Source organism: Acetobacter tropicalis (assembly GCF_030644465.1).
In the GTDB taxonomy this organism is placed as follows: Bacteria; Pseudomonadota; Alphaproteobacteria; order Acetobacterales; family Acetobacteraceae; genus Acetobacter; species Acetobacter tropicalis.
In genome coordinates this window covers 2,551,196-2,573,120 of the sequence record NZ_JAUYUW010000001.1, presented here as the reverse complement: position 1 = coordinate 2,573,120, position 21,925 = coordinate 2,551,196, and the positions used below count along the sequence as shown (strand labels likewise).

At 52.8% G+C, this 21,925-nt stretch carries 15 protein-coding genes and 2 pseudogenes; 9 read left to right on the top strand and 8 right to left on the bottom strand.

Translation table 11 applies throughout. The features are described from left to right. Window positions 1-17: 17 nt before the first annotated feature. A complete protein-coding gene (locus QWU00_RS11750; RefSeq protein WP_035377376.1) occupies window positions 18-2,465 on the top strand; it encodes an ABC transporter permease in 2,448 nt (815 codons plus the stop codon). After that, window positions 2,414-3,010, top strand: coding sequence for a hypothetical protein (locus tag QWU00_RS11745; protein ID WP_238706722.1), 597 nt, complete (start codon window positions 2,414-2,416; stop codon window positions 3,008-3,010). The genes QWU00_RS11750 and QWU00_RS11745 overlap by 52 nt, the downstream gene beginning before the upstream one ends. 1,256 nt (window positions 3,011-4,266) lie before the next feature. Here QWU00_RS11745 and QWU00_RS11740 read toward each other — a convergent pair. From QWU00_RS11740 to QWU00_RS11715, 6 genes and pseudogenes are all read right to left on the bottom strand, one after another. Beyond that, window positions 4,267-5,288: pseudogene (locus tag QWU00_RS11740) on the bottom strand (IS3 family transposase). A gap of 68 nt (window positions 5,289-5,356) precedes the next feature. Next, a pseudogene (locus QWU00_RS11735) lies at window positions 5,357-5,610 on the bottom strand (IS481 family transposase); the annotation flags it as partial. Window positions 5,611-5,735: 125 nt separating this feature from the next. Next, window positions 5,736-6,677, bottom strand: coding sequence for an NAD(P)-dependent oxidoreductase (locus QWU00_RS11730; protein WP_035377377.1), 942 nt, complete (start codon window positions 6,675-6,677; stop codon window positions 5,736-5,738). A gap of 60 nt (window positions 6,678-6,737) precedes the next feature. Beyond that, complete coding sequence (locus QWU00_RS11725) at window positions 6,738-9,005, bottom strand: TonB-dependent receptor plug domain-containing protein (RefSeq protein ID WP_052051122.1); 2,268 nt, start codon at window positions 9,003-9,005, stop codon at window positions 6,738-6,740. A 366-nt stretch (window positions 9,006-9,371) separates the two neighbouring features. Next, complete coding sequence (locus tag QWU00_RS11720; protein WP_197056299.1) at window positions 9,372-10,847, bottom strand: glutamine synthetase family protein; 1,476 nt, start codon at window positions 10,845-10,847, stop codon at window positions 9,372-9,374. Then, window positions 10,808-12,142 carry an aromatic ring-hydroxylating dioxygenase subunit alpha gene (locus tag QWU00_RS11715; RefSeq protein WP_035377382.1) on the bottom strand — a complete coding sequence of 445 codons (1,335 nt, stop codon included), beginning with the start codon at window positions 12,140-12,142 and terminating at the stop codon, window positions 10,808-10,810. Before QWU00_RS11715 ends, QWU00_RS11720 begins: the two co-directional genes overlap by 40 nt. Window positions 12,143-12,340: 198 nt before the next feature. On the opposite strand from QWU00_RS11715, the gene QWU00_RS11710 reads away from it, so the two are divergent. Both QWU00_RS11710 and QWU00_RS11705 read left to right on the top strand, forming a co-directional pair. Next, window positions 12,341-12,664: a 2Fe-2S iron-sulfur cluster-binding protein gene (locus QWU00_RS11710; RefSeq protein WP_035377384.1), complete on the top strand. Its 324-nt coding sequence runs from the start codon at window positions 12,341-12,343 to the stop codon at window positions 12,662-12,664. Then, complete coding sequence (locus QWU00_RS11705) at window positions 12,664-13,881, top strand: NAD(P)/FAD-dependent oxidoreductase (protein WP_035377386.1); 1,218 nt, start codon at window positions 12,664-12,666, stop codon at window positions 13,879-13,881. The genes QWU00_RS11710 and QWU00_RS11705 overlap by 1 nt, the downstream gene beginning before the upstream one ends. A 46-nt stretch (window positions 13,882-13,927) precedes the next feature. Here QWU00_RS11705 and QWU00_RS11700 read toward each other — a convergent pair whose 3' ends face one another. Further along, entirely contained in the window at window positions 13,928-15,535 is a 1,608-nt protein-coding gene (locus QWU00_RS11700) for a hydantoinase B/oxoprolinase family protein (RefSeq protein ID WP_035377388.1), read from the bottom strand. Next, entirely contained in the window at window positions 15,532-17,466 is a 1,935-nt protein-coding gene (locus QWU00_RS11695) for a hydantoinase/oxoprolinase family protein (protein WP_052051123.1), read from the bottom strand. Before QWU00_RS11695 ends, QWU00_RS11700 begins: the two co-directional genes overlap by 4 nt. 255 nt (window positions 17,467-17,721) lie before the next feature. Between QWU00_RS11695 and QWU00_RS11690 the strand changes: the two genes are divergently transcribed. The 5 genes from QWU00_RS11690 to QWU00_RS11670 all read left to right on the top strand — a co-directional run bounded on the left by QWU00_RS11690 (window position 17,722) and on the right by QWU00_RS11670 (window position 21,914). Continuing rightward, window positions 17,722-18,639 carry a LysR family transcriptional regulator gene (locus QWU00_RS11690; RefSeq protein WP_052051124.1) on the top strand — a complete coding sequence of 306 codons (918 nt, stop codon included), beginning with the start codon at window positions 17,722-17,724 and terminating at the stop codon, window positions 18,637-18,639. Window positions 18,640-18,783: 144 nt separating this feature from the next. Beyond that, window positions 18,784-20,055, top strand: a complete 1,272-nt coding sequence (locus QWU00_RS11685; protein WP_052051125.1) for an NAD(P)/FAD-dependent oxidoreductase — start codon at window positions 18,784-18,786, stop codon at window positions 20,053-20,055. Next, window positions 20,052-21,050 carry a Bug family tripartite tricarboxylate transporter substrate binding protein gene (locus QWU00_RS11680; RefSeq protein WP_035377390.1) on the top strand — a complete coding sequence of 333 codons (999 nt, stop codon included), beginning with the start codon at window positions 20,052-20,054 and terminating at the stop codon, window positions 21,048-21,050. Before QWU00_RS11685 ends, QWU00_RS11680 begins: the two co-directional genes overlap by 4 nt. Further along, the gene (locus QWU00_RS11675; protein ID WP_052051126.1) at window positions 21,047-21,430 is read left to right on the top strand and encodes a RidA family protein; all 384 of its coding nucleotides are present in this window, start codon (window positions 21,047-21,049) and stop codon (window positions 21,428-21,430) included. Before QWU00_RS11680 ends, QWU00_RS11675 begins: the two co-directional genes overlap by 4 nt. A gap of 28 nt (window positions 21,431-21,458) precedes the next feature. After that, a complete protein-coding gene (locus QWU00_RS11670) occupies window positions 21,459-21,914 on the top strand; it encodes a tripartite tricarboxylate transporter TctB family protein (RefSeq protein WP_035377392.1) in 456 nt (151 codons plus the stop codon). Window positions 21,915-21,925: the final 11 nt, after the last annotated feature.

The window sequence follows — 21,925 nt, the reverse complement described above, 5'->3', positions numbered from 1 at the left end:
GGGACAGGAGAACCGCAATGCTGACCGGAATTCTTACCCCGACGTTCCGTACACTCTCCCGCCACCGGCTTTATACACTGATCAACCTGATCGGGCTTGCACTCGGCATCGCTGTGTTTCTCATCATGATGCTTATTGTCCGATACGAAACGACTTATGATTCCTATATTCCACATGCAGCAAGCCTGTATCAGGTTGATGAACTGCTCAAACCGGCAGGGCATTCTGCTTATGAAAATGATGCCGTCAGTTTCGTCAGTTTTCCGTTCCTGAAACAGGACTTCCCTGAAATCAGCCACGCCATACGTCTTCTCAGCATCCCGCAGGCCGTTCGCGCGGGCGAGATACTGGGGCGTGAGACCGTCACCATGACGGATCAGGATTTCCTGTCAGTCTTCGACCTTCCTCTCCTGTCTGGTGACAAAGCCACTGCACTGGGCGCGCCGGGAAAGGTTATCATTTCTGCAAGCCTCGCCCGGAAATATTTTGGCACAGTGGACGCTGTGGGCCATAAAATTCGTATTGATAATCACGAGGACGGTATTATTTCCGCAGTCATGGCCGACACGCCCTCAAACTCGACTGAAACCTTTAATATTATTACACTCTTCCCAAGTAAATTTTTTACAACACCGCCTTATACGCTTCCCTTTAAAAACTGGGGCAGCACGTGGGGGCATATCTATATCCGTATTGATAATGCCAATGCTGTTCCCCGTATCCGGCAAGAGTTAATGGCTTATCCGGCCCGCCATCCCGGTAATTATTCACAGAGCGGGATACAAAATATGTTTGGAGCAGGCGGCTTAATTTTAATACCAATGAAAGATATTCACTTTCACAACGCTCATATTGGCGATGGAGGCACAAGCCGTCAGCTTGTCGATATTCTGGCTTTAGTAGGGCTTGCAGCACTTGCAACTGCGTTGGTCAATTATATTAATATGGCAACCGCCCGTGCTGGTTTACGCGCAAAAGACGTGGCAATGCGTAAGGTGCTTGGTGCCTCACGCTTCTCTCTTGTTATCAGGTTCATGTCGGAAGCTATTTTCCTGACATTCGGCGCTGGCCTACTGGCTTTGGCGCTGGCCGAATTCGCCCTGCAATGGGTTAATGCCTTCGGCGGTTGGCAGATTTCTTACAACTGGTCTTTTATACTCCCGGTCGCCGGGAGTATTGCTCTCCTCTCCGGCACGGCTGCGGGCCTCTATCCGTCCTTTGTCCTTTCTTCCTTCCGCCCCATTGATGTTTTGTCCGCAAGCAGAATGCCCGGTGGCGGGCGGCTTGACCGCACAGTCAGAAACGCACTGGTGACATTACAATTCACGTTTGCAAGCCTTCTGGCCATCTGCACCCTTGTCATGGCCCAGCAGGCCCGCTTTGTGCAGGCTCTGGACCGTGGCATGACAAACCACGGGCTTATCGTAATTGATGCGCTCAGTGATGACACGCTGAAAAACCGACAGGCCTCCATCATGGCACGCCTTGCCGAGGTTGCAGGCGTAACGGTTGCAACACGCTCGGACCTCTACCCCCACCATATGTCAGACAGTGATGACTGGAAACGCCCCGGCCAGAGTACCGCCTTCAGCCTCCATTGGGGTTACGCAACGCCGGGATATTTTGAAACTCTTGGCGCTAGGCTTGTTGCAGGGCGATTGTTTGATGACGAGCATGGGCAAGACTACGCGCAGACAAATGCCACATCAGACAGCGGGAAGAATGTTGTCATTTCACGTCTAGCGGTAAAGCAGTTTGGCTTTTCCTCACCCGAGGTGGCTCTTGGGCAGAACATTCAGGAGGCTCAGGTACCCGACAAAAGCATAAAGTATCGCATTATCGGGGTTATTGAAGATATCCGCCTTGGAGGAATACAAAACTCCATCTGCCCCCTGCTCTTTTTTGGAACAAAAACGCCGATCGATTATGTCGCAGGTATTGTGCGCTACACCGGCGCAACAGAACAGATCGAAATGGCACGCCTACAAAAAGTATGGGAAGAAACGGTGCCAGATGTACCGTTTTCCGCCAGGGATGTATCGGATATTCTTGCGGAGGATTACAGGTCTGACGCTAACCATAGCGCGCTTTTCAGTATAGGCTCCCTCGTCGCTGTCGCAATCGCCTGTCTCGGTCTTTACGGTCTTTCTGCATTTACGGTCAGCCGTAAGATGCAGGAAATCAGTATCCGCAAAGTTCTGGGCGCGCGCTCTGGGGATATTTTACGCCTTCTTATAGGCCAGTTTCTCCGCCCGATCATGTTTGGCACGATCATTGCGTGGCCTGTGGCGTGGATGCTGATGCAGACATGGCTCTCAAAGTTTGATCAGAGAATCTCTCTCACACCGGTCCCGTTTATGCTTGTAACCTTCCTGACTGTTTGTGTCGCAGCCGTTGCTATTTGCAGTCAGACGTGGCGAGCAGCACACCGTCCGCCAGCCGCCGGGCTCCGTCAAACCCTCTGAAAAAATTATTATTTAATACTTCCAGTATCCACAGCTTCAACACCAAACATAACGAGTTCAAAATTTCTGAGCAGGTGCTGTTACGATCACGCAAAAATCCTTCCATTCGGCAGTCCTTCACAGGAGCAACGAGCCTCATACGACGCGTCATTGAAAGTCCTGTGAGAGCAGGACCAATGATCGTCAAGGAAAGCAGAATCACAACAAAGAGCGGAGCGAGTACCATTGCCCGTCGTCTGTGTGACGAACTCCATACAGACCCCGAACACCTTACCCTTGTGATCCACCAGAAAGACGGAAGCACACATGGCCACCTGGTCCTGCCAGAGTGGCAACAGGATCATGTTCTGGAAAGCCGGTTCACATGGATACGCATGGAAAAAGTCGCTGGCAGCATCTTACTGGCAAAGCCACAAAACTTGAAAGAAGAGCGGATCAGCTCTTTTTCGAATTTCTGGAAGTTCTGCGTTTTGTCGTGCAAGCCTTGCTGCATATCGTGGGGCTACGTGCAGAGCGCCCACTCCGATCCGCTCCATCCTGAGTGAAAAGAACAAACCGGCTCTGGAACACTTCAGGAAAACCTATAATGCCGAATTTTCAGCCATGGCCGACATACAGATGCTGGAACCATGGCTTAACCAGCGTTTTAACCGTATCGTGCAAGCGCGCCAAAAACGGATTGCTGATTGAAACAGAGCGCACATAGACAAGAAAGATGCTGCTCTGCGTGAAGTTAAACCACTTTTTGATTTGCTTAACACGAAAAACCATAAAGTGAAACATCAAACGCTTATCAGTCCGTCTCTATCCCGCAGTCCCGCATCTTTTCCCGCACACAACCCCCAGACCCAACACCGCATTTCAGGCATCCCCTCACCGTTCTGAGTATTTTGGAAAGTCTCTTGACAAGAAATCACTTCTTCTCCAAAATTTTTCTCGTAAATAGTTACCAAGAAGGACGTCTTTTAGCGTTTTCCTTGATAAAATCATAAAGGTTTCGAACGCAACTCCTCCTATTCTCTAGGTTCGAGTCCCGCAGTTCACACACTTCAAAACATTGATTTTATTGAAAAACTGAAAACGATAAAGTGTAAACCCCTTCTCAGAACAGGAGAAGTTCTCAATGCTGGGTCTCGTGGGTATGTTGCGGAGCTGCGCCACCCGAACCAGCCTGCGTACAAAGTCTGGGCAATCGAGTGTCTGGGGAAAGAAAAATCTCAGCGCCAACACGATGACATTCATGGTCGATGTCGGCATGCCAGCCCCTTTCTGCGCAATCTTGAACTGGCGCACATCCTCGGCTGTTGCCATATAGGGGGAGCAGCCCAGGCAACGTACCGAAACGGCCGACATCGCGCAGATAGTTGCTCAGCGTCTTAGGGGAAAATCGCCGCACCGCCATGTCATCAAGCAGGTGCTGACGAAGGGACTGATTGCAGCAATGCACAGGGACTTTGTCATCATCCGACTTTTTCTGGTGGGAAGAAACGGGAATGCCCGGCCAGATCAGGACAGTCCCAAATAAAACAAGTCTCTCACGCTGTGGTGACAGGGCTCTACATAACACCAATCCCGCGCAGCGGGTCCGTTCATCCCCCAGGAAGCAGACGTTCGACCTACAAGGCAATGTTTCTAACACTCAAACCATCACAAGATAGCCAGATTATTTTATTCCAGCGATATCAATAGGTTCCAGTTCTCAGTTTCATTTCCGTCGGCACGCCAAGTTTTGCAAGAACTTGTGCAGGTTATTCTGAAAATAATTTTATAACGTAACGGTCTTGTGCCGGTCAGAAAGTGCCTATGCCACTCTTGCTTCAAAAACGAGAGGGCTGATACCGCCGAGATATGAATGGCGTCGCCGTAGGTTGTAGAAGCCATTGATATACTGGGTGATAGCGGCAGTCGCCTGACGACCGGTTGGCCAATTTTGCCTCCAGACCCATTCCGCCTTCAGGCTTTTGAAAAATGTTTCGGCAACAGCGTTGTCAAAACAGTTTCCCTTTCCCGACATTGAAGCCAGCACTCCATGCGCAGCAGTTTTTTCCGAAAATCATGAGAACAGTATTGGCTGCCACGATCGGAGTGGAAAATACAGCCGGGCACCGGGTCACGCAGACGCACCACTATATCCATAGCACGTGTGGCCAGATATAACTAATATCTCCTGCCCATTTCTAGTTGGGTTTCTCTGCAAGGAAATCGCCACCCAGAAGGTTGGCCGCACTATAAGACTGGTGGTGACTATCGGTTGTCACTTTATGGCGACTGGTGCACGGACCGGATCCCGTTGTCCTTCATGAGGCAGCCGACACGACGTTCCTCGACATCACGCCCAGCTTCCCTGAGTTCCATGGTAATGCGCGGCCGTCCATAAGGGCCGTTTCTCAGGGCGTAATGTTCACAAATATGCGCCAGCACTTTCAGATCGGTGCGCTGGCGCTGACAGGAATATCGGGATGCCCACGCCCGGTAACCCCGTGCAGAGCCCTAAAACCTGACAGAGCCTCTCGATTGGCCATTCATGCCGATATCCATTGATGAATGGAGAACCTCATGGATTTTGGCTTGCGAAGAACTGGGTAGCTTTTTTAGAATTTCCCTCTCCTCCCGCAAAACCCGGTTCTCCAGGCGAAGACGTTCATTCTCGCGGGCCAGCTCAGCCTGAGGCGCGGATACCAGCTCGCTCGGACGGTAATACACTATCCACTTCGCCAAAGTGGATTTGCCAATACCCAGGTCGGTCGCAATGCGCGTGCGTGACAACTCACTGCTTAACGCAATCCTCACGGCGTTGCGCTTGAAATCTTCCGTATGCTTCATGGTCTCGTCGGTCTCCTGATACGAGCTTAAAACGCTCAGATGACCGGCACAAAACCGTTACAAGTCCAATCTTCCAGCAGGAGTAAAGTATGCCGCCAGAAAGCCACGACCATCGTATCGTCCGTCTCGGACAAAACCCTTGAACGCGGCTCCTTGGGGCCAGCCTTCTGATCCTCGACAGTCGGACGCTTTCACCATTTCGCCACCGTTTTGGATTGATCCCGAACTCCTCGCTTAGCGCCGAAAACGAAGCCTGCGATCACTGTAATGCCGCCCGCACCGCGTGCGTGGTCGTGGCGCTGCCATGACGTATCTGTCCCATAATTCGTCCTTCCACTCGCGTGAAAATACCATATTATCAAGCCCCAGCAATCAACACCTAGTTCCTGCATGGGATTTTCGGATGAATACCTCGGCACCACGTTACGCCGAACTACAGAGGACGACCTATTCCTCGTCTCTGCCCGGAACATCGTCAGCAAGACCGCTATCCCGTGCTGTCAGAAGTCCCAACGCCGACCAATCCAGATTTTCCCAGCCCTGCGCGCACATACCGACAAGCCTGTCATGGACAATAGCTGCGGTTGGCATGACTGCTTGCACTTTCTCTGCTTGCAACAGGGCAAGACGCAAATCCTTTACAGCAAGAGGCAACGTCATGCCAGCAGGAAGATAGTGCTTTTGCATGATCTTGCCTCCGTACCCCTTATGAACGCGTGAATCAAACAGCGTTCCGGTCAGAACTTCAAAAACATCTCTCTCATTAAAACCACTTTTACGTAACAAGACCAGAACCTCGCCCATTCCTTGCATTGTCAGGGCGGTAAGCACATTGGCTGCCAGTTTAAGGATATTGGCTTTCTCCGGCTGTTCCGCAATTACACAGATTTTTTGAGACAAAGCCTCTAGAATTGGCATGACTTTTTTCATAGCTGACATTTTCCCGGCAGCCAGCACAAAAATCAATCTTTGGCGTGCAAGATCCGGATTACCTAGAACAGGTGCGGAAACAAATGCCTGGCCACACGCTTCATGTTTCCGCTCCAGCGCCTCTGCGGCCTCGGGACTTATGGTTCCTGTGGAAACATGCACTGCCCCCGCCCCCATGCTGGCCAGAAGCCCATGAGGCCCGTCACAAACTGCGATCATGGCCTGATCATCAGAAAGTGCGGTCAAGATAATTTCGCACGAAGCCAGATCAGAAAGAACAGACGCTCCCTGCGCCCCCACTGTGACAAGAGCTGCAACGCGGGGAGGATTGCGGTCATAAACAACAACCTGAAACCCTGATTCCAGCATATTTTGAGCAAAATTGCTTCCCATACGACCAAGACCGACAACACCGATCAAAGGAGATGCAAACTTAGGTGAAACTTTGTTATCCATCATCAAAAACGTTCCATTTTATTATCGGACACCACACTACGCATGACACGACAGGAGATTTCCTTAAAGAGTAAGGTTGATCTGCGCATAGTAAAATCCACCATTGAAGCCAATCTGCTGCACATCGTAATCGTACTGTTGAGCTCCAAGGTAACGAAACTCCTTGGGAAGTTTATTCTGCTTAGCATTTCCAATATTATTGCCACCAAGCGCAACCCGCCAATGTGGATTGATCTGGTAGGCAATAGCAATATTGGTCGCATATTTCGGAGCATTGACGAAGCGCTGGTACTGAGTAATCGAGTAGGCTAGCGGACCAGTATAATGCTGCATCTGTGACGTTGCATGCCCATATCGTATTTCATGAACTATAAAATCCCACTTTCCATAATGCCATGTACCACCAAAGATAACCTTGTTCCGTGGGGTGTAAGTGGTAAGGTATCCAATCTGCTGTGCATTCAGCAGGCTTGTGCCATTTGTCATACTACCAACATGAGTGACATGAGTTTCATTGAAATTGGCACTCACATCCCACAGAATATGTCCTGCATGGCCCAAATTCGTACGATATGACCCGGTAATATCCAGCCCCCTGGTGCGAGTATCCGCAGCATTAGAAAAATAGCTCGCTGTCACGTTTTTAGGGTCAGCACCATCCTGAATTCCAAAGCCCTGAAGATTAAGAGCATTGATGGCTGTTGTTCCACTATACGAACCACCGATCATAATCCGATCACGAAGAGCAATCTGGTAAGCATCCAAAGTAATATAGAGATTTTTTGTTGGGTTTAACACAAACCCCGCGCTGAAACTGGTCGATTTTTCAGGTTTCAAAGGCCGCGAACCCAGTGCTCGCGCTGCAACTGAATTGACAGGCAGGATACCGCTTGCACCTGTGGGAGATGCTGAAAGGCTTGACCAGTTCCCTTCAGCAAGCGTAGGAGCCCGGAACCCGTTGCTGATGGTTCCACGCAGACCAAAAAACCTGTTAAAATCATACCGTGACGAAACCTTACCCGTCACGGTGTTTCCCGCATCTGTATAATGCTCGAAACGGCCAGCCAGATCTATCTGCCATTTTGGCAACAGCTGTGTGGACACATCAATATATCCTGCAGCGACATCACGGCTGTTATCGGAGGCATTCATCGGGCTAAGCCCATGCATCCCGGCGGGGCCGGCCCCATAATACGCCCCATATTCCCCTGCGCCAATATGGTAGGTGTTGTATCGGTACTGGCCGCCAATCGCAAAATTGACGGGGGCAGCAAGAAGGGGCACCACAAAGGCGTGCCTCAGGGATGCGTCTGTGGTCAACTCTGTCGAGACAATGGTTTCCATATTGTCAAAATGGTTGGGAGAAGAGCCATAAGTCGCAATCAATGATGGATTTGCAGTGTTCTCCGTTCCAGTCCGGTCATGGTCCTCACCATAGGTCGTTCCGATATCCCAATCCCATCCATGAAAGTCGCCTTTGAATCCACCTGCCAGACTGAAATCATTTTCAGTAAGTGTGATCCTTGGTTCAAAACCGTTTGGATACATTGACGGAATAACAGTTGCCAGCCGGAAATTCTGACGACTTGAGGCATCACGATGACCATAAGTACCAAAAGAATAGAATTCGATTCCCGGTGTAATATGGTACCCCATATTATAGGAAACCGTTTCCCGCAATTGCCAGGGTGTTCCGAGAATTCTGTTATCATAGCGTCCGGTCTGGTTATCGATGCCACTCCGGTTAGTATAGCCATTATGTTTTATTTCAGCACTCAGGTCGAAAAAACCACTATGACCCAGCTTTGTTCCCCAGTTCGCGGACTCTCCAGTTGTAAAGCCATCTCCTGCGTAATAGGCACCATTGATAGCCTGCACATTCAAACCGTGATCATCATGTTTGAGGATAATATTCACCACGCCTGCAATAGCATCAGACCCATACTGTGCTGCCGCGCCATCTTGCAGAATCTCCACATGATCAACAGCTGAAACCGGAATCAAGTCAATATCCACCGGGGTTGTCCCCTGCTGTGGACCGCGAAATGTGGACAGGTTCGCGGTTGTGTGCCGCCGTTTACCATTGACCAGCACAAGCGTTTGGTTGGGTGTCAACCCCCGCAGGCTGATCGCATCTGTCATATTTGCATTACCGAAGTTCATATTGGATCGCGTCATTGATGGCGCCATCTGCAACAATGCATCCCTGATATCGGCCTGCCCTGTTGCTGCAAGCTGCTTACTGCTAATGACCTGAATGGGGCTGACACTTTTACGGGCCGTCTGATGCGGATCACGCGTTCCCGTAACAATGACTTGCTCATCACTCACGGTTTCCTGCGGATCTGCAGCGTGTGCATTTTCGTACAGACCCGCAACACCTAGGAAAGACGTTATCAGAAGACCACTTCGTCTCGTTATGTTTCTTGACCGCAACATAAACCACCACCCACTTGTCTGTATTGCATGAGAGTCTATTTACGCCGGTCTGCGTAAATATTTATATTTCTGTAATTATTGTTCGTTATTATTTTGTATTTAGCATACAAATGTCAATACGAAAGCGTTATGTATTGCAGAATCAGTTGCGATATTTTTTGATGATACAAAAAGAAAAACTGATACTCAATTCGAATAGAGAGATTTTATAAGGATAAAGCCGATTATAGAATAAACTGAAAGCTTTCTATTAAGTAATCAGAATATATCAAAATATTCTCTCTGCTCCCACTCAGAGACCTCAAGTTCATAACGCCTTATTTCCGATCTTTTTATTTCAATAAGATATTTTATGAAAGTTTCACCCATCGCATCCCGATATACGGAACTGTTTTCCAAAGCATCCAACGCCTGTGTAAGCGTTGTTGGAAGCATTGCGGCCTCAACCGTATACGGCGCATCTGCAGACGGACCTGGCATGGCGCTTCGCGCAACCCCATCCAGTCCAGCAGCAACCTGAGAAGCAAGGTAGAGATAAGGATTCGCCGCTGGTTCACCAACACGATTTTCGATTCTTGACGCTTTATCTCCTACACCCGACAGGACCCGCAACATTACTCCTCGGTTGTCCTCTCCCCAAACTGCCCTGTCGGGTGCCAATGAAAAGGGACGATAACGTTTATAGCCATTGATGGTGGGTGTTGTAAAAACCGCAGCCGGCGCAGCATTATCAAGAAGACCTGCAAGCCACATCCTTCCCAGAGGCGACAGAGCCTCTCCTTCTTTTCTCGGCATAAAAAGATTGGCACCAGTCTTCCGATCACACAGAGATTGATGTAGATGCCAGCCACTTGACATCACATCCGGCAGCTTTGGGCGACACATGAAGCTGACATGATAACCATGCCGACGGCAGACCTGCTTTGCCGCTGAACGGAACAACATCATGTCGTCCGCTGGCTGCATACCCAGATCCGCGTTGAAAACCATTTCCGCCTGGCTTGGCCCGAATTCGATTTCGAGCGAACTTAGCCCCAGACCAAGCTGTTGCATGGTACGGCGCAGAATATCAAAGATCGGGTCCAGTTGATCATAGTTCAATTCTGTCAGATAATTGTACCCTCTATGCGTGAGTCCAACCTGCGGTGGCTTGGGAGGCTGGCCGGAATCTTCCGGCCTGAGGCAGGGATCTTCGATCCGTGTGAGATGAAATTCGACTTCAAGACCAGTCATGAAATCGTAGCCTTTTCCCTCCAGACGCTCCAACATGTCACGTAGGATATGACGGGTTGCAAACGGAACCTTACGACCATCGCGAAAATACAGATCGCACAGCATCCATCCTGTCCCGGGGGACCAGGGCAAAACTTTGAAAGTGGTTGGATCTGGCACCATTATCATATCGGCCGACCCCCTTACCTCCGCCATCCCTGTCGTATTCTGGGCCGAGAAAATAGAAATAGCCGTACGATGAGCAGTATCTTTCATCAACAGGGACGATGCAACAGACACCCCATTCGAGAAAACACTTTTCAGTGTTGCCGCCACAAGCGTTTTCCCCCGCAGGATTCCATGCTGGTCAGGAAAGGAAAAGCGGATAACCTCAATTCCCTCTACCTCCACACGCTGGTCAACTTCTTTTGCCGCACGAATCTGGGGGTCGGTCCACAATCCGAATTTTTCAATGAAGCCCATCAATTTTTCTCCTGAGCGACCTGATTTTCCGTCAGCCACGATGCCCCTCCACGTCGACGAGCATCTACGTCACGCCAATACTCTTCCGACTGCCCCGTGGGCCCGATACCATCCATTGTAGACGGACCTCGAATGGCAGATGCTTCTTCTGGCGTGAGTACCATCAGGGGCCGTTCTCCCGCCTCAACCTTGCGGATCGCCTCCAAAAGCAGGCGCCGGTAAGCCACAATGCCTTTATCCGTCTGGCCCAGATGTTCACGGGTACGGTCCTGAACCGCCCCTTGGGATTCGATAGCCCACTGATCATGCACGTTGATGTCATCCCCCATACCAGTATAGGTCTTGTGTGCCTGCTCGTAGGGGTCAAAGCCGTAATCATTAAAACGCCCAACACGTGGACGATAGTCCGGAAGTGTATAAAGCTTGAGCCTCTGCGCACGCATCTCCTCCTTATCAACAGCCTTTGTAAAACTGGTAAATATTGCGTACCAGTAACAGTTAGTATCATCGATAGGAACATGCCATTGAGTAATTGTCATTTCGCTCGATAATGGAATGACAAAGGCTTGCGGAAACAACACATTCGTGACGCGCACGTGCGTACTGGCCTCACTGATTTTACGGTACGCCTTCAGCCGGAGCCCGGATGACGTCTTTTCAACTTCAATAGTAGGGCAATCAAATTCACGCAGAACCCGTGTCATCGGAATATCACTGTCGGCCGATGTTGCGCGGAACTGGCGTCCATATACGCCGGACTGGTCATCATCTTCGAAAAAACGGTGCAAGAAACTTGCATGGGCCGGATCCATGCCAACTTCAAGCGCTTGAAGCCAATTGCATTCAATCAGCCCCTTGAAAGCAAAAACATGGCTGTCTGGCGCCACAAAACAATCCAGATCAGCGAACGCCGGTGGCTCACCCTCACCTAGATAGGCAAATATGATGCCGCTACGCTCAATAACTGGATACGATTGCTGTTTGATGCGTTCGCACAGACGGCTATCTTTCGGTTCCGCAGGTGTTTGCAGACAATCACCCTTTGTATTGAATAGCCATCCATGGAACGGGCAACGCAGGCCACCATCTTCCAGGCGACCAAACGCAAGATCGGCACCGCGATGAGGGCAGTCACGGTCTATCAGACCAAGACGACCGTCTTCATCACGAAACAGCACAAGATCCTGCCCTAGAAGTTTCACTGGGCGAATCGCACGCTCGCCATCAAGTTCCACAGCCAGAGCAGCAGGCTGCCAGTACTGTCGCAGCAATGCGCCAGCAGGAGATCCGGCTGATGTCTGAGTAATCACAGCATTCTGTTCGGCGCTCATCATGGTGGACGTACTCCTTAAAATGAGAGACAGAATAGTAGGTTTGTTCAATTATCGAACAATGTTTCTGTTTCCGAACACCATCCTTGCAATAAAGATCAAATGGACGCAAGATCATTTTGAAACCGATACAGTTTCAAAAATATTCCTGATCTTATGATCAGTTTTTCTAATGTCAGATATTAAAGGGAAGACCGTCTCATGCCAGAACTGATTTTCCGCCAACCTGATGGCTCTACCCAACTTGTCTCTGCAGAAAACGGCAGCAGCGTGATGCAGGCTGCCATCCGCGCCAACGTCCGTGGTATCGAGGCTGAATGTGGAGGTGCCTGCGCTTGTGCAACCTGCCATGTCTATATCGCTCCCAGTGATCTACTTCTAATCCCCGCCGCCAAGGAGGAAGAAGAGGACATGCTGGATGGTGTCTGCGCCGAACGCAGGGAAGGAAGCCGCCTTGCCTGCCAGATCACCGTTACAGACGCCCTTGGAGATATGATCATCGACATTCCGGATCGCCAATACTGATGGCACCCGGAACAGTCATTATCGGCGCATCACACGCTGGCATCCAGTGTGCCGCCACACTCCGCTCAAAAGGGTATGAGGCTCCTATTACCGTAATTAGCGCCGAAACGCAGCTACCCTACCATCGCCCCCCTCTCTCCAAAGGATATATGACGGGCGAAACGTCTCCCGAAAATCTGGCCCTCCGCAGCGCTGATTTTTACACGACCGAACGGATCGACCTCCGCCTTGGTAAAAAGGCTGCAAGAATTCTCCGCGATAAGCATCAAGTCGTTCTCTCGACGGGAGAGAAAGTCGATTACAAAACGCTGGTTCTTGCTACCGGGACACGTCCCAGACCATGGCCTGGCAATGATATGCCACATGGTATTCATACCCTCAGAACCTTCAATGATGCCCAGAGCCTCCGCACTCGAATCGCTGAGACATCCGGCCCCGTTGTGATCATAGGCGGGGGGTATGTTGGACTGGAACTGGCCGCTACATTCCGCAAAGACAAACAACGTGATGTAACCGTCATTGAGGCCGCTCCACGCATTCTGGCCCGCGCTGCATCCTCGCATCTGTCAAACGTCCTGCACCATCACCACCTTTCGGCTGGCGTTCAAATTCATACTGGAACAGGTGTCACAGGCTTTGAAAGTCATCGCGGAACCGTTACGGGCGTTCGCCTGACAAACGGCACTGTTCTGGACGCTGCCATCGTTGTCATGGGGATTGGGGTCATTCCCAATCAGGATCTGGCAGAAGAGGCTGGCCTTCCGTGCAGCAACGGTATTGAAGTCAACGCCTATTGCCAGACGACTGATCCAGATATTTTTGCAATCGGAGATTGCTCCGTGTTTCTGATGAACGGTGCCGCCCTACGCTTGGAATGCGTGCAGAATGCCCATGATCAGGCTCGGGTAGCTGCAAGCGTTATTACCGGGGAACATCAGTCCTATCATCCCGTACCGTGGTTCTGGTCGGACCAACTTGGCCTAAAGCTACAGACTGCGGGGCTGATCCCACATAGCGGAACCTGCGTGCTACGGGGCAACACGGAAGAGGGCCGATGCGCCTTCTTCCACTTCGATACTCTGAGCACCCTCACCGCCATTGAAACCGTGAACCAGCCCGCCCTTCATATGCTAGCCCGCAAAATTCTGGCTGCTAATGTATCTCCCACACATGAACAGGCTGCCGATCCACTCTTCAATTTGAAGCACCTGCTGTAACGCTACCTTGTCCCTGTTTCCCTCATCTCAGGAAACAGGGACAACATCACTTCGCCTCTCCCCACCCGCCACCGCCAGCCGTCTGTACGGAAAACACGTCTCCGGCGTTGATCCTGACCGTCGCCCTTGCAGAAAGCCATTCCCGCGTCCCATCCTCGTGTATCACACAAGCCTGCGTGCAGCCGCCATCTTCTCCACCCGACATACCTCGCGCCTGGGAACGATGCCGGTCTCCCCGATAGGAAACATCCGCGTGCCCCTCCAGCAACCGCCAGGACCGGTGCACGCCGTCTCCGCCACGATAATGACCAGCACCACCCGATCCTTGATGCAGACCATAGGTTTCAAACAGTAGCGGTGCCCGCGCCTCCAAACTTTCAATAGGGGTGTTACGAGCGTTGCTCACATCTGTGGAAATACCACCGACGCCATCACAATCCGCACAGGCACCGGCGCCACTGGCAATAATTTCCGTAAAGAAATACCGCGTTCCGTCCTCCCGCTCCCCTCCGACAGACACGACAACAGCCACACCGGCGTTGGCGGCACTCTGGTCATGATGATTGATATCGCCTGGTAGGGAAGCGCAATAGCGCGACCATGCGCACAAAATAGCATTGGTTGCCAGCTTGACCGTGGCAGTCCGCGCATTGACCGCAGCAGGATAATGCGGATTAACTATACTACCCTGCGGCAGAATGAAGCGTAGGGGAGCCAGACAGCCTGCATTGTTGGGCGCTTCTGGCGCCAGCGTCCGCATGAAAAAAAGCGCAGCCGCCAACATGGAAGCCTTTGAGGCGTTGATTGGCCCCTGCACCTGATCCTGGGTTCCCGTGAAGTCGATCTCCAGATTTTCACCGCATTTACGGAGCGTGACCACCAGATGGACCGGGTCCTCACTCCTTCCGTCTCCATCCAACCTGTCGGACCAGACGGCCTCACCATCCGGCAGATTACCCAAAACATATCGCGTCATCCGCTCTGCTTCCAGAATCAGATGATCGCACATCCGGAAAAAGGCCCCCTGCCCATAGCGCGAAACAAAATGTCTGATTTCTCGCTCGGCCAGACATACACAGGCCCATTGGGATGCAAGATCGCCAGCAAGAAGATCCGGAGACCGAGAATTAGCCAGCAGAATGGCGCGTACCCCATCAGCCAGCACATCATCGCGCCACGCTTTTATCGGCGGAAGACGCAACCCTTCCTGAAAAATCTCATGTGCGGCGGATGGAAGAGAACCCGGACTCATGCCCCCCACATCCTGATGGTGCAAGTTCGACGCCGCCAGAGCACAAATCACGCCGTCACAGAACAAAGGACGGATCACAACCATATCCGGTAGATGCGACCCACCAGACCAAGGATCATTTAACAGATAGCCATCGCCCGGGCGCATCGTCTCCACGGGAAACCGCTCGATCACGTGCGTTACGGCTGGCATCAAAGACCCAAGCAACAGCGGCAGCGAACGTGCCTGTGACAGCAACCGCCCGTCTGGAAGGAAAACTGCTGCTGCACAATCTCCTCCTTCCCGAGCGACAGTGGAATGAGCTCCCGTCATCAAGGCATTCTGCATCCGGTCCGTCATGCCTTGCAGGCCAAGCCGCAATGGTTCGATCCAGCGAACATCCAGAGATTGCGTACCCGTCATAATGGCATCCCCATCCTATCGGTTTCCACAAGCGGCGTCACGCTCCAGCTCCCATCCTCCGCCTCCGTTCCTCGCCATCCGGCAGGAATCCAAAGGGTTGTGGTTTCCAGAACAACACTGGCAGGGCCTGCAACATCACGCAGGCCCTCCGGCTGCGTAGCTACCTTCTCGTGACCATAACCTTTCTCTGTCAGGATCAGTTCGCGACGAAGCCGGCGGACCTTGAGACGATGCTTCTCAAGCACGTATCCTCTCAGCCTTCTGTGATCCTCTTCGAACTCCGCCTTCAGGACTGCCAAATCGGCAGCCTTCCCCGCCAGTGGTAGCTCAATGGACGCCTGCTGCCCTTCATAACACAACGCGACAGACCATTTTTCACTCTCACCTTCCTGCAACCTCAGTCCTGTATCCTCTTTCGGGAAAGCCGCGTGCAGATCATCCAGAAACACATCAAGCGCGATCTCCTCGACCCGAACCTTACAAACCCCCAAAAGGCCGATGGCAGCTAAAACTCCTGAATGAGGCGGCAGAAAAACGGTTTTTATCCCAACAAGTTCAGCAACATCTACGCCATGTTGCGCTCCCCCGCCGCCTGCAGCAATCAACATGCAATCCGCGGGTTCCAGCCCCACCGCATAAGCATGCGTCTTTATGCCTTCCGCTATGACAGCATGCGCCCCTGCCACGATAGCCTCCGCAATCACCTGCAAGCCGCACCCACGCCGATCTGCAAGCGGTTGAAGGGCCTGCCGCGCCAGATCCGGACAAAGTGTCCGCCCGCCCGCAAGGGAGGACGGTAATCTGCCCAGAACCACCAGAGCATCGGTCAAGGTGGCCTCTGTTCCCCCTTTACCGTAAGCAGCCGGTCCGGGCGTCGCCCCCTGTGACTGTGGCCCCAGCCGCAACGCACCTGTCGGCGTCATACGGGCAATACTGCCCCCTCCTATAGCCACGGACAGGACATTTGCACTGCGCAACCGCAGGGAAAAGGGCCCTAGCCCGATTTCTTCAGAGACCAGCATGTGCCCTTGGGCGATCAACCCGATATCCGTGGTCGTGCCACCAATATCAATCATCACGGCCTGCCGTGTGCCACCCAGACATCCAACGGCGCCGGCCAGCGCCGCCGCTGGCCCCGACATGACCAGAGAAACCGGTTTTTCCATGGCTTTTGGCAATGTTTCCCCAAAACCATCTGACCGCATGACAGAAGGTTCTGGCAGCCCCATATCCCGGCAGCCCTGCCTGATGCACCCCATGTAGTCTGATATCGGCACAGAAGCATAAGCATTCAGCGCTGTGGCCAGAAAACGTTCATATTCACGTGGAGCCGGATCAACTTCATGAGAAAGGGAAATCTTTAACCCCGGACAACATTCCTGCAGAATATCCCGCGCCCGCAGTTCATGAACAGGATGACGGCAGGCATGTAGAAAACAGATCGCAACCGCCTTCACCCCCGCCTGCTTCCAGAACTCCCCGGCCGCATGCACAGCCTCTTCATCCAGCTTTACAAGCTCCTTAGCTGCTGCGGATACTCTCTCGGTCACTTCGCGCCTGAATCTTACCGGAAAAAGATGTTCAGGCTGTTCGGCACGTACCGCCAGCCCATACAATTCCTTCCGGTTCTGACGACGCAGAGACAACACATCAGCAAACCCGGCTGTTGTTAGGACCCCTATCGCAGGGGCATCCCGTTCCAGAAGCAGATTTGTAACTACGGTGGAGCCATGAACAAGTTTCCGGACAGAATCCGCCGCGATGCCATGATGTGCAAGAAATCGCTCTAGCGCCCGAACCGCTGACAGTGCTGGTGTGCCCTCATATGGCACCTTGGCCACCAGCAACTGTCCGCCAGAAGCACGGGCCGCAACATCGACATAGGTTCCCCCCATATCAAAACCGATCACCCAGTCATCATGCTCTCTCATAACGAACCCCCCAAGGAAACCAGCCTGAGAACAGAAAGGAATTTATCATGCGTCTTTTCATGAACGCTCCCTGGACAGCAGGCACAATCCGAACAGACACATACTGGCCAGCCGTGAAACCACCACACGCATCCCGCGCCAGCCTTCTACAGAAGACCGGCTAAATTGATGACAAGATACTATTCCGAAACCGTTATGAAGAATGCTATGGTATCAGACAAACAAGTTGTTTTGATGCAGCAATCAGGAAATGTGATGAATATCAGCCTGAGACAACTCCGTGCCTTTGTGGCCGTTGCCGAAACGGGCAGCTTCACGGAAGCAGCTCGACGCATGCATCTTACGCAGTCTGCGATCAGCATGGTGATCCGCCAGTTGGAAGATGAACTGATGCTTCCGCTCTTCGATCGTCATGGCCGTGGAACATCCACCACGGAGGCAGGAACGGAACTTCTGCCTTTAGTCCGTCGCATTCTTCGGGATCTGGAACTTGTGGCTGTCGGTGCGGCCGATATCCGCACCCTGCGCCGCGGCGTGCTCCGAATTGGTGCAACCCAGATGCTGGCCTGTACTTTTATACCGCCACTAGTACGCGAATTTGAAAAACGCTTTCCTCATGTTGAAGTCCAGCTTCTAGATACAACAGTCGATGAACTCGTCACGCTGGTCAGGCGGGGAGAAGTCGATCTGGGCATTGGCCCCGAACGGCGGCTTGATGAAGACATCACAAGGGATTTTCTTTTTGAAGTCCCCCTCTGTCTGGTCTGTGCACAGACACACAGTCTGGCCCAAAGCCAGGAAATTCCCTGGTCCCAAATCGGAGATATCCGCTGGATCAACTATTCGGCGGAATTCAGCCATGAGCTGCCAAGCCTTCTGGCAGGCGCGGACATTCCGGCACCAGCCGGAGTTATCCGGGACATCCACCACATGACCACAGCCATCGCCCTCGCTGGCCAAGGTCTTGGTATCACCATCGCGCCTGAATATGTTTCCCCTTTCATTCTACCCATGGGGGCACACATGATCCGTCTGACCGAACCCATCATCCAGCGGCGCTTTTTCGCCTATCGACAGAGCATACGCACGATGTCTCCGGTCACCTCGACATTTCTTGATATCCTGCGCGAACATCTGGGGGGGCTGGCCACCTCTTCCGGCCAAACAACATGACATCAATTTTATTGATATCTTCATCAGAACAACTCGTTTGAATGATGGTTCCATTTACGCAACGTTATACTGGAAATAACTTCTTTCCATTTTTCATGCTCGTCATCTCCTCAAACTGCCGAGCACCCGTAAAAGGCTGCTGAAATGCATATCTGCGTGATTGGAACCGGGATCATAGGCACCTGTACAGGGGCATACCTGCAGCGCGATGGGCATCGTGTCACATTTGTTGATCCCTATGAACCGGGCGACGCCTGCTCTTTTGGGAATGCCGGTTCTCTCTCTCCCAGCGCCTGCCTGCCTGTTGGAATGCCGGGAATGTGGCGCAAGGTGCCCCACTGGCTCATGGACCCCAGCGGCCCCTTAACAGTACGATGGCCATATCTGCCACATGTTGCGCCTTGGCTGGTGCGCCTGCTTTATCATTCCAGCCGCAAGGAAGTAGAACGGATCGCCACGGCGCTGCGCGCATTGCTAACACCTATTTTCGAATCCTACGCACCACTACTGGAATGGGCGCACGCTCAGGAACTGGTACGACATGACGGCTGCCTGTATGTCTATTCCTCCCGGGAAATTGCCAGCCAGTGGCAATGGGGCATGGACCTGCGCCGTAGGCTCGGTGTCGAAATGCGTGATGTAAACCGGGATGAACTGGAAAGCCTGGAACCTGATCTGAAGGGTCGTTTCCGTTTTGGTATTCTTGCACCTCAGAATGGAGCCACAACGGACCCTTCAAAGCTGGTCAAAACACTCAATGCGAAATGCATTGCCAATGGGGCCACGCATATTCGCCAGCGTGTGACAGGCTTTAAAAAAAAGGACGGTTTGTTACAGAACGTCATGCTTGATAACGGGGAAACCCTACCGGTCGATGGTGTGGTCGTAGCTGGTGGAGCCTGGTCCGGCAATCTGGCGCATATTTTGGGCGTAACCGTACCACTTGAAACCCAGCGCGGCTATCACGTCACGATCAACAGTTCCAATCTTACGCTCTCACACACCATTATGGCCGTGGAACACAACATGATGGTCAATCCCATGGCAATGGGACTTCGGCTGGCGGGTACGGTTGAACTGGCGGGCTTGAAACCTCCACCCAATTATAGCCGTGCCGATGCCCTTCTTGCGCGCGGGATCGAAATGTTTCCCCATCTGGATACAAGCCGCCTCACAAAGTGGATGGGCCACCGGCCCTGCCTTCCGGACAGTTTGCCGGTCATTGGCCGGGCACCCACGGTTGAAAATGCCTGGCTGGCATTCGGGCACGGGCATATCGGCATGTGCGCCGGGGCCCCCACGGGGCGGGAAATTGCCGGACTCGTGGCCGGACGCGCCCCCTCTATTGATCTTACGCCCTTCAGCCCATCCCGCTGGTCCGGCCCACAGTCTTTCCAGAGGCTTTACCGCCGATGAAATCCAATTTCATACTTTCGCGGCGTAAGCTGCTTTGCCATGGCATGGCGGGGACCAGCCTCCTTGCAGCACCATATGCGCGGGCAGAAAGTAGGGACTTCCCCTCCGAGCCCATCACAATTGTAGTGCCATTTCCACCAGGAGGCTCCACTGACCTACTGGCACGTCAAATCGGCAAAACTCTTTCCACGGCGCTGCAATGCGGTGTGATCGTTCTCAACCGGGGTGGCGCTGGTGGCATCATCGGAACCAATTTTGTGGCCCATGCCAAGCCTGACGGTCACACACTGCTTTTTGGGGTAACGGGAACCAACGCCATCAGCCGCGCCCTTTATGCCGAACTCCCTTTTGATCCCCTGCGGGACTTCATCCCCCTCAGCCTTGTTGTCAGCGCCCCGCTGGTGCTGGTGGTCAACCCAGACACCGGTATCCACACAGTAGCCGATTATGTGGCTGCTGCCCGCCGAAATCCGGGGAGCATGACATATGGCTCGCCCGGAAACGGCACGTCCATGCACCTTACAGGCGCCATGTTCGCCCAAGCTGGTGGGCTGCATCTGACCCATATCCCCTACCATGGCAGTGCGTCCGCCATGCAGGCGGTAATCAGCAATCAGATCATGTCCATGTTTGGTGATATCGCCATCACCGCGCCCCAGATCCGCGCGGGTAAACTCCGCCCTCTTGCCGTAACGGCCCTTACACGGGACGCACTTTATCCAGACCTGCCCACCATGGCGGAATGCGGTTACCCTGCATTTGAAAGCCTGTCCTGGCAGGCCATGTTCGCACCCAGCGGCGTACCTGCCTCCCTTATCACTCTGTTGAGCCGCGAAATTGTCGCTGCGGTCCGTGCACCCGATCTAGCCGAATTCCTTGCGGTGCGCGGTCTGGATATTGAGGGCAAAGATGCAGCCGCCAGTGCGGCGTTCATCCGTGCAGATACCCAGAAATGGGCCGATGTCATCAGCCAAACAGGGCTTTCCATTCAATGAAAACCACCCATGACCCCGTTATCCGGGCAGGCGCTCCCCAGCCCATCAGTACCGCCGCCACAGCTCAGGGCACGCTTCTCTTCGTGGCAGGTCAGGTCCCCATGCGCGCCGGAAAGCCGAATGGAGAGGACATTACGACCCAGACCCACGCCGTCATCGATATGATCCGTAACATTCTGGTTCGACATGGCTGTTCTCTGTCAGACATCGTCAAAACCACTATCTGGTTAACCGATGCCAGAGACTACCCCGCATTCAACAGCGCCTACGCCGCCCACTTCTGCACAGATGCTCCCGCGCGATCAACCGTCATCAGTCAGTTGATCGCTCCAGTCAAAATCGAGATGGAAGCCATCGCCGTTCTGCCTAATAGTCCATGAAACACCATCCGACCTGAAGGAGCATCCCATGTCTCCACGACACCGCGATCTCTGCGGAGGTCTGCTGACATTTCTGGCCGGCTGTGCGGCAGCAACCCAAGGGGCAACCTACGGGATTGGCAATCTCGCAGCACTCGGGGCCGGCTTCTTCCCAACAGTTATCGGAGCGCTACTGATGCTCTGTGGGCTGGCTATGCTTGTGCAGGCGGGGATCAGTGCGCCAGCAGCACACCATGCAGTACGTCCCTCTTTGCCTGACATGAGGGGCGCAACGTGTATCATCCTGAGCCTGATGACATTCGAAATCCTGGCAAGATACTCTGGACTGTTACCAGCAACCTTCCTGACCGTTACCGTCGCCGCGTTGGGGGACAGAACAAACCGCCCGCGCGACATCCTCATTCTTGCAACGGTCCTGTCCATCCTCGCCGGGGTAATTTTCTGGGGCGCCCTCAAGGTACAGTTACCCCTGTTCTACGCCTGACGCCGACCTCT

Bases quoted from the DNA above. Each gene is read 5' to 3' on its own strand.
- QWU00_RS11710 (WP_035377384.1), top strand. From the start codon at position 12,341: ATGCCAGAACTGATTTTCCGCCAACCTGATGGCTCTACCCAACTTGTC.
- QWU00_RS11695 (WP_052051123.1), bottom strand. From the start codon at position 17,466: ATGAGAGAGCATGATGACTGGGTGATCGGTTTTGATATGGGGGGAACC.
- QWU00_RS11685 (WP_052051125.1), top strand. From the start codon at position 18,784: ATGCATATCTGCGTGATTGGAACCGGGATCATAGGCACCTGTACAGGG.
- QWU00_RS11700 (WP_035377388.1), bottom strand. From the start codon at position 15,535: ATGACGGGTACGCAATCTCTGGATGTTCGCTGGATCGAACCATTGCGG.
- QWU00_RS11670 (WP_035377392.1), top strand. From the start codon at position 21,459: ATGTCTCCACGACACCGCGATCTCTGCGGAGGTCTGCTGACATTTCTG.
- QWU00_RS11690 (WP_052051124.1), top strand. From the start codon at position 17,722: ATGAATATCAGCCTGAGACAACTCCGTGCCTTTGTGGCCGTTGCCGAA.
- QWU00_RS11715 (WP_035377382.1), bottom strand. From the start codon at position 12,142: ATGATGAGCGCCGAACAGAATGCTGTGATTACTCAGACATCAGCCGGA.
- QWU00_RS11705 (WP_035377386.1), top strand. From the start codon at position 12,664: ATGGCACCCGGAACAGTCATTATCGGCGCATCACACGCTGGCATCCAG.
- QWU00_RS11680 (WP_035377390.1), top strand. From the start codon at position 20,052: ATGAAATCCAATTTCATACTTTCGCGGCGTAAGCTGCTTTGCCATGGC.
- QWU00_RS11730 (WP_035377377.1), bottom strand. From the start codon at position 6,677: ATGATGGATAACAAAGTTTCACCTAAGTTTGCATCTCCTTTGATCGGT.
- QWU00_RS11750 (WP_035377376.1), top strand. From the start codon at position 18: ATGCTGACCGGAATTCTTACCCCGACGTTCCGTACACTCTCCCGCCAC.
- QWU00_RS11675 (WP_052051126.1), top strand. From the start codon at position 21,047: ATGAAAACCACCCATGACCCCGTTATCCGGGCAGGCGCTCCCCAGCCC.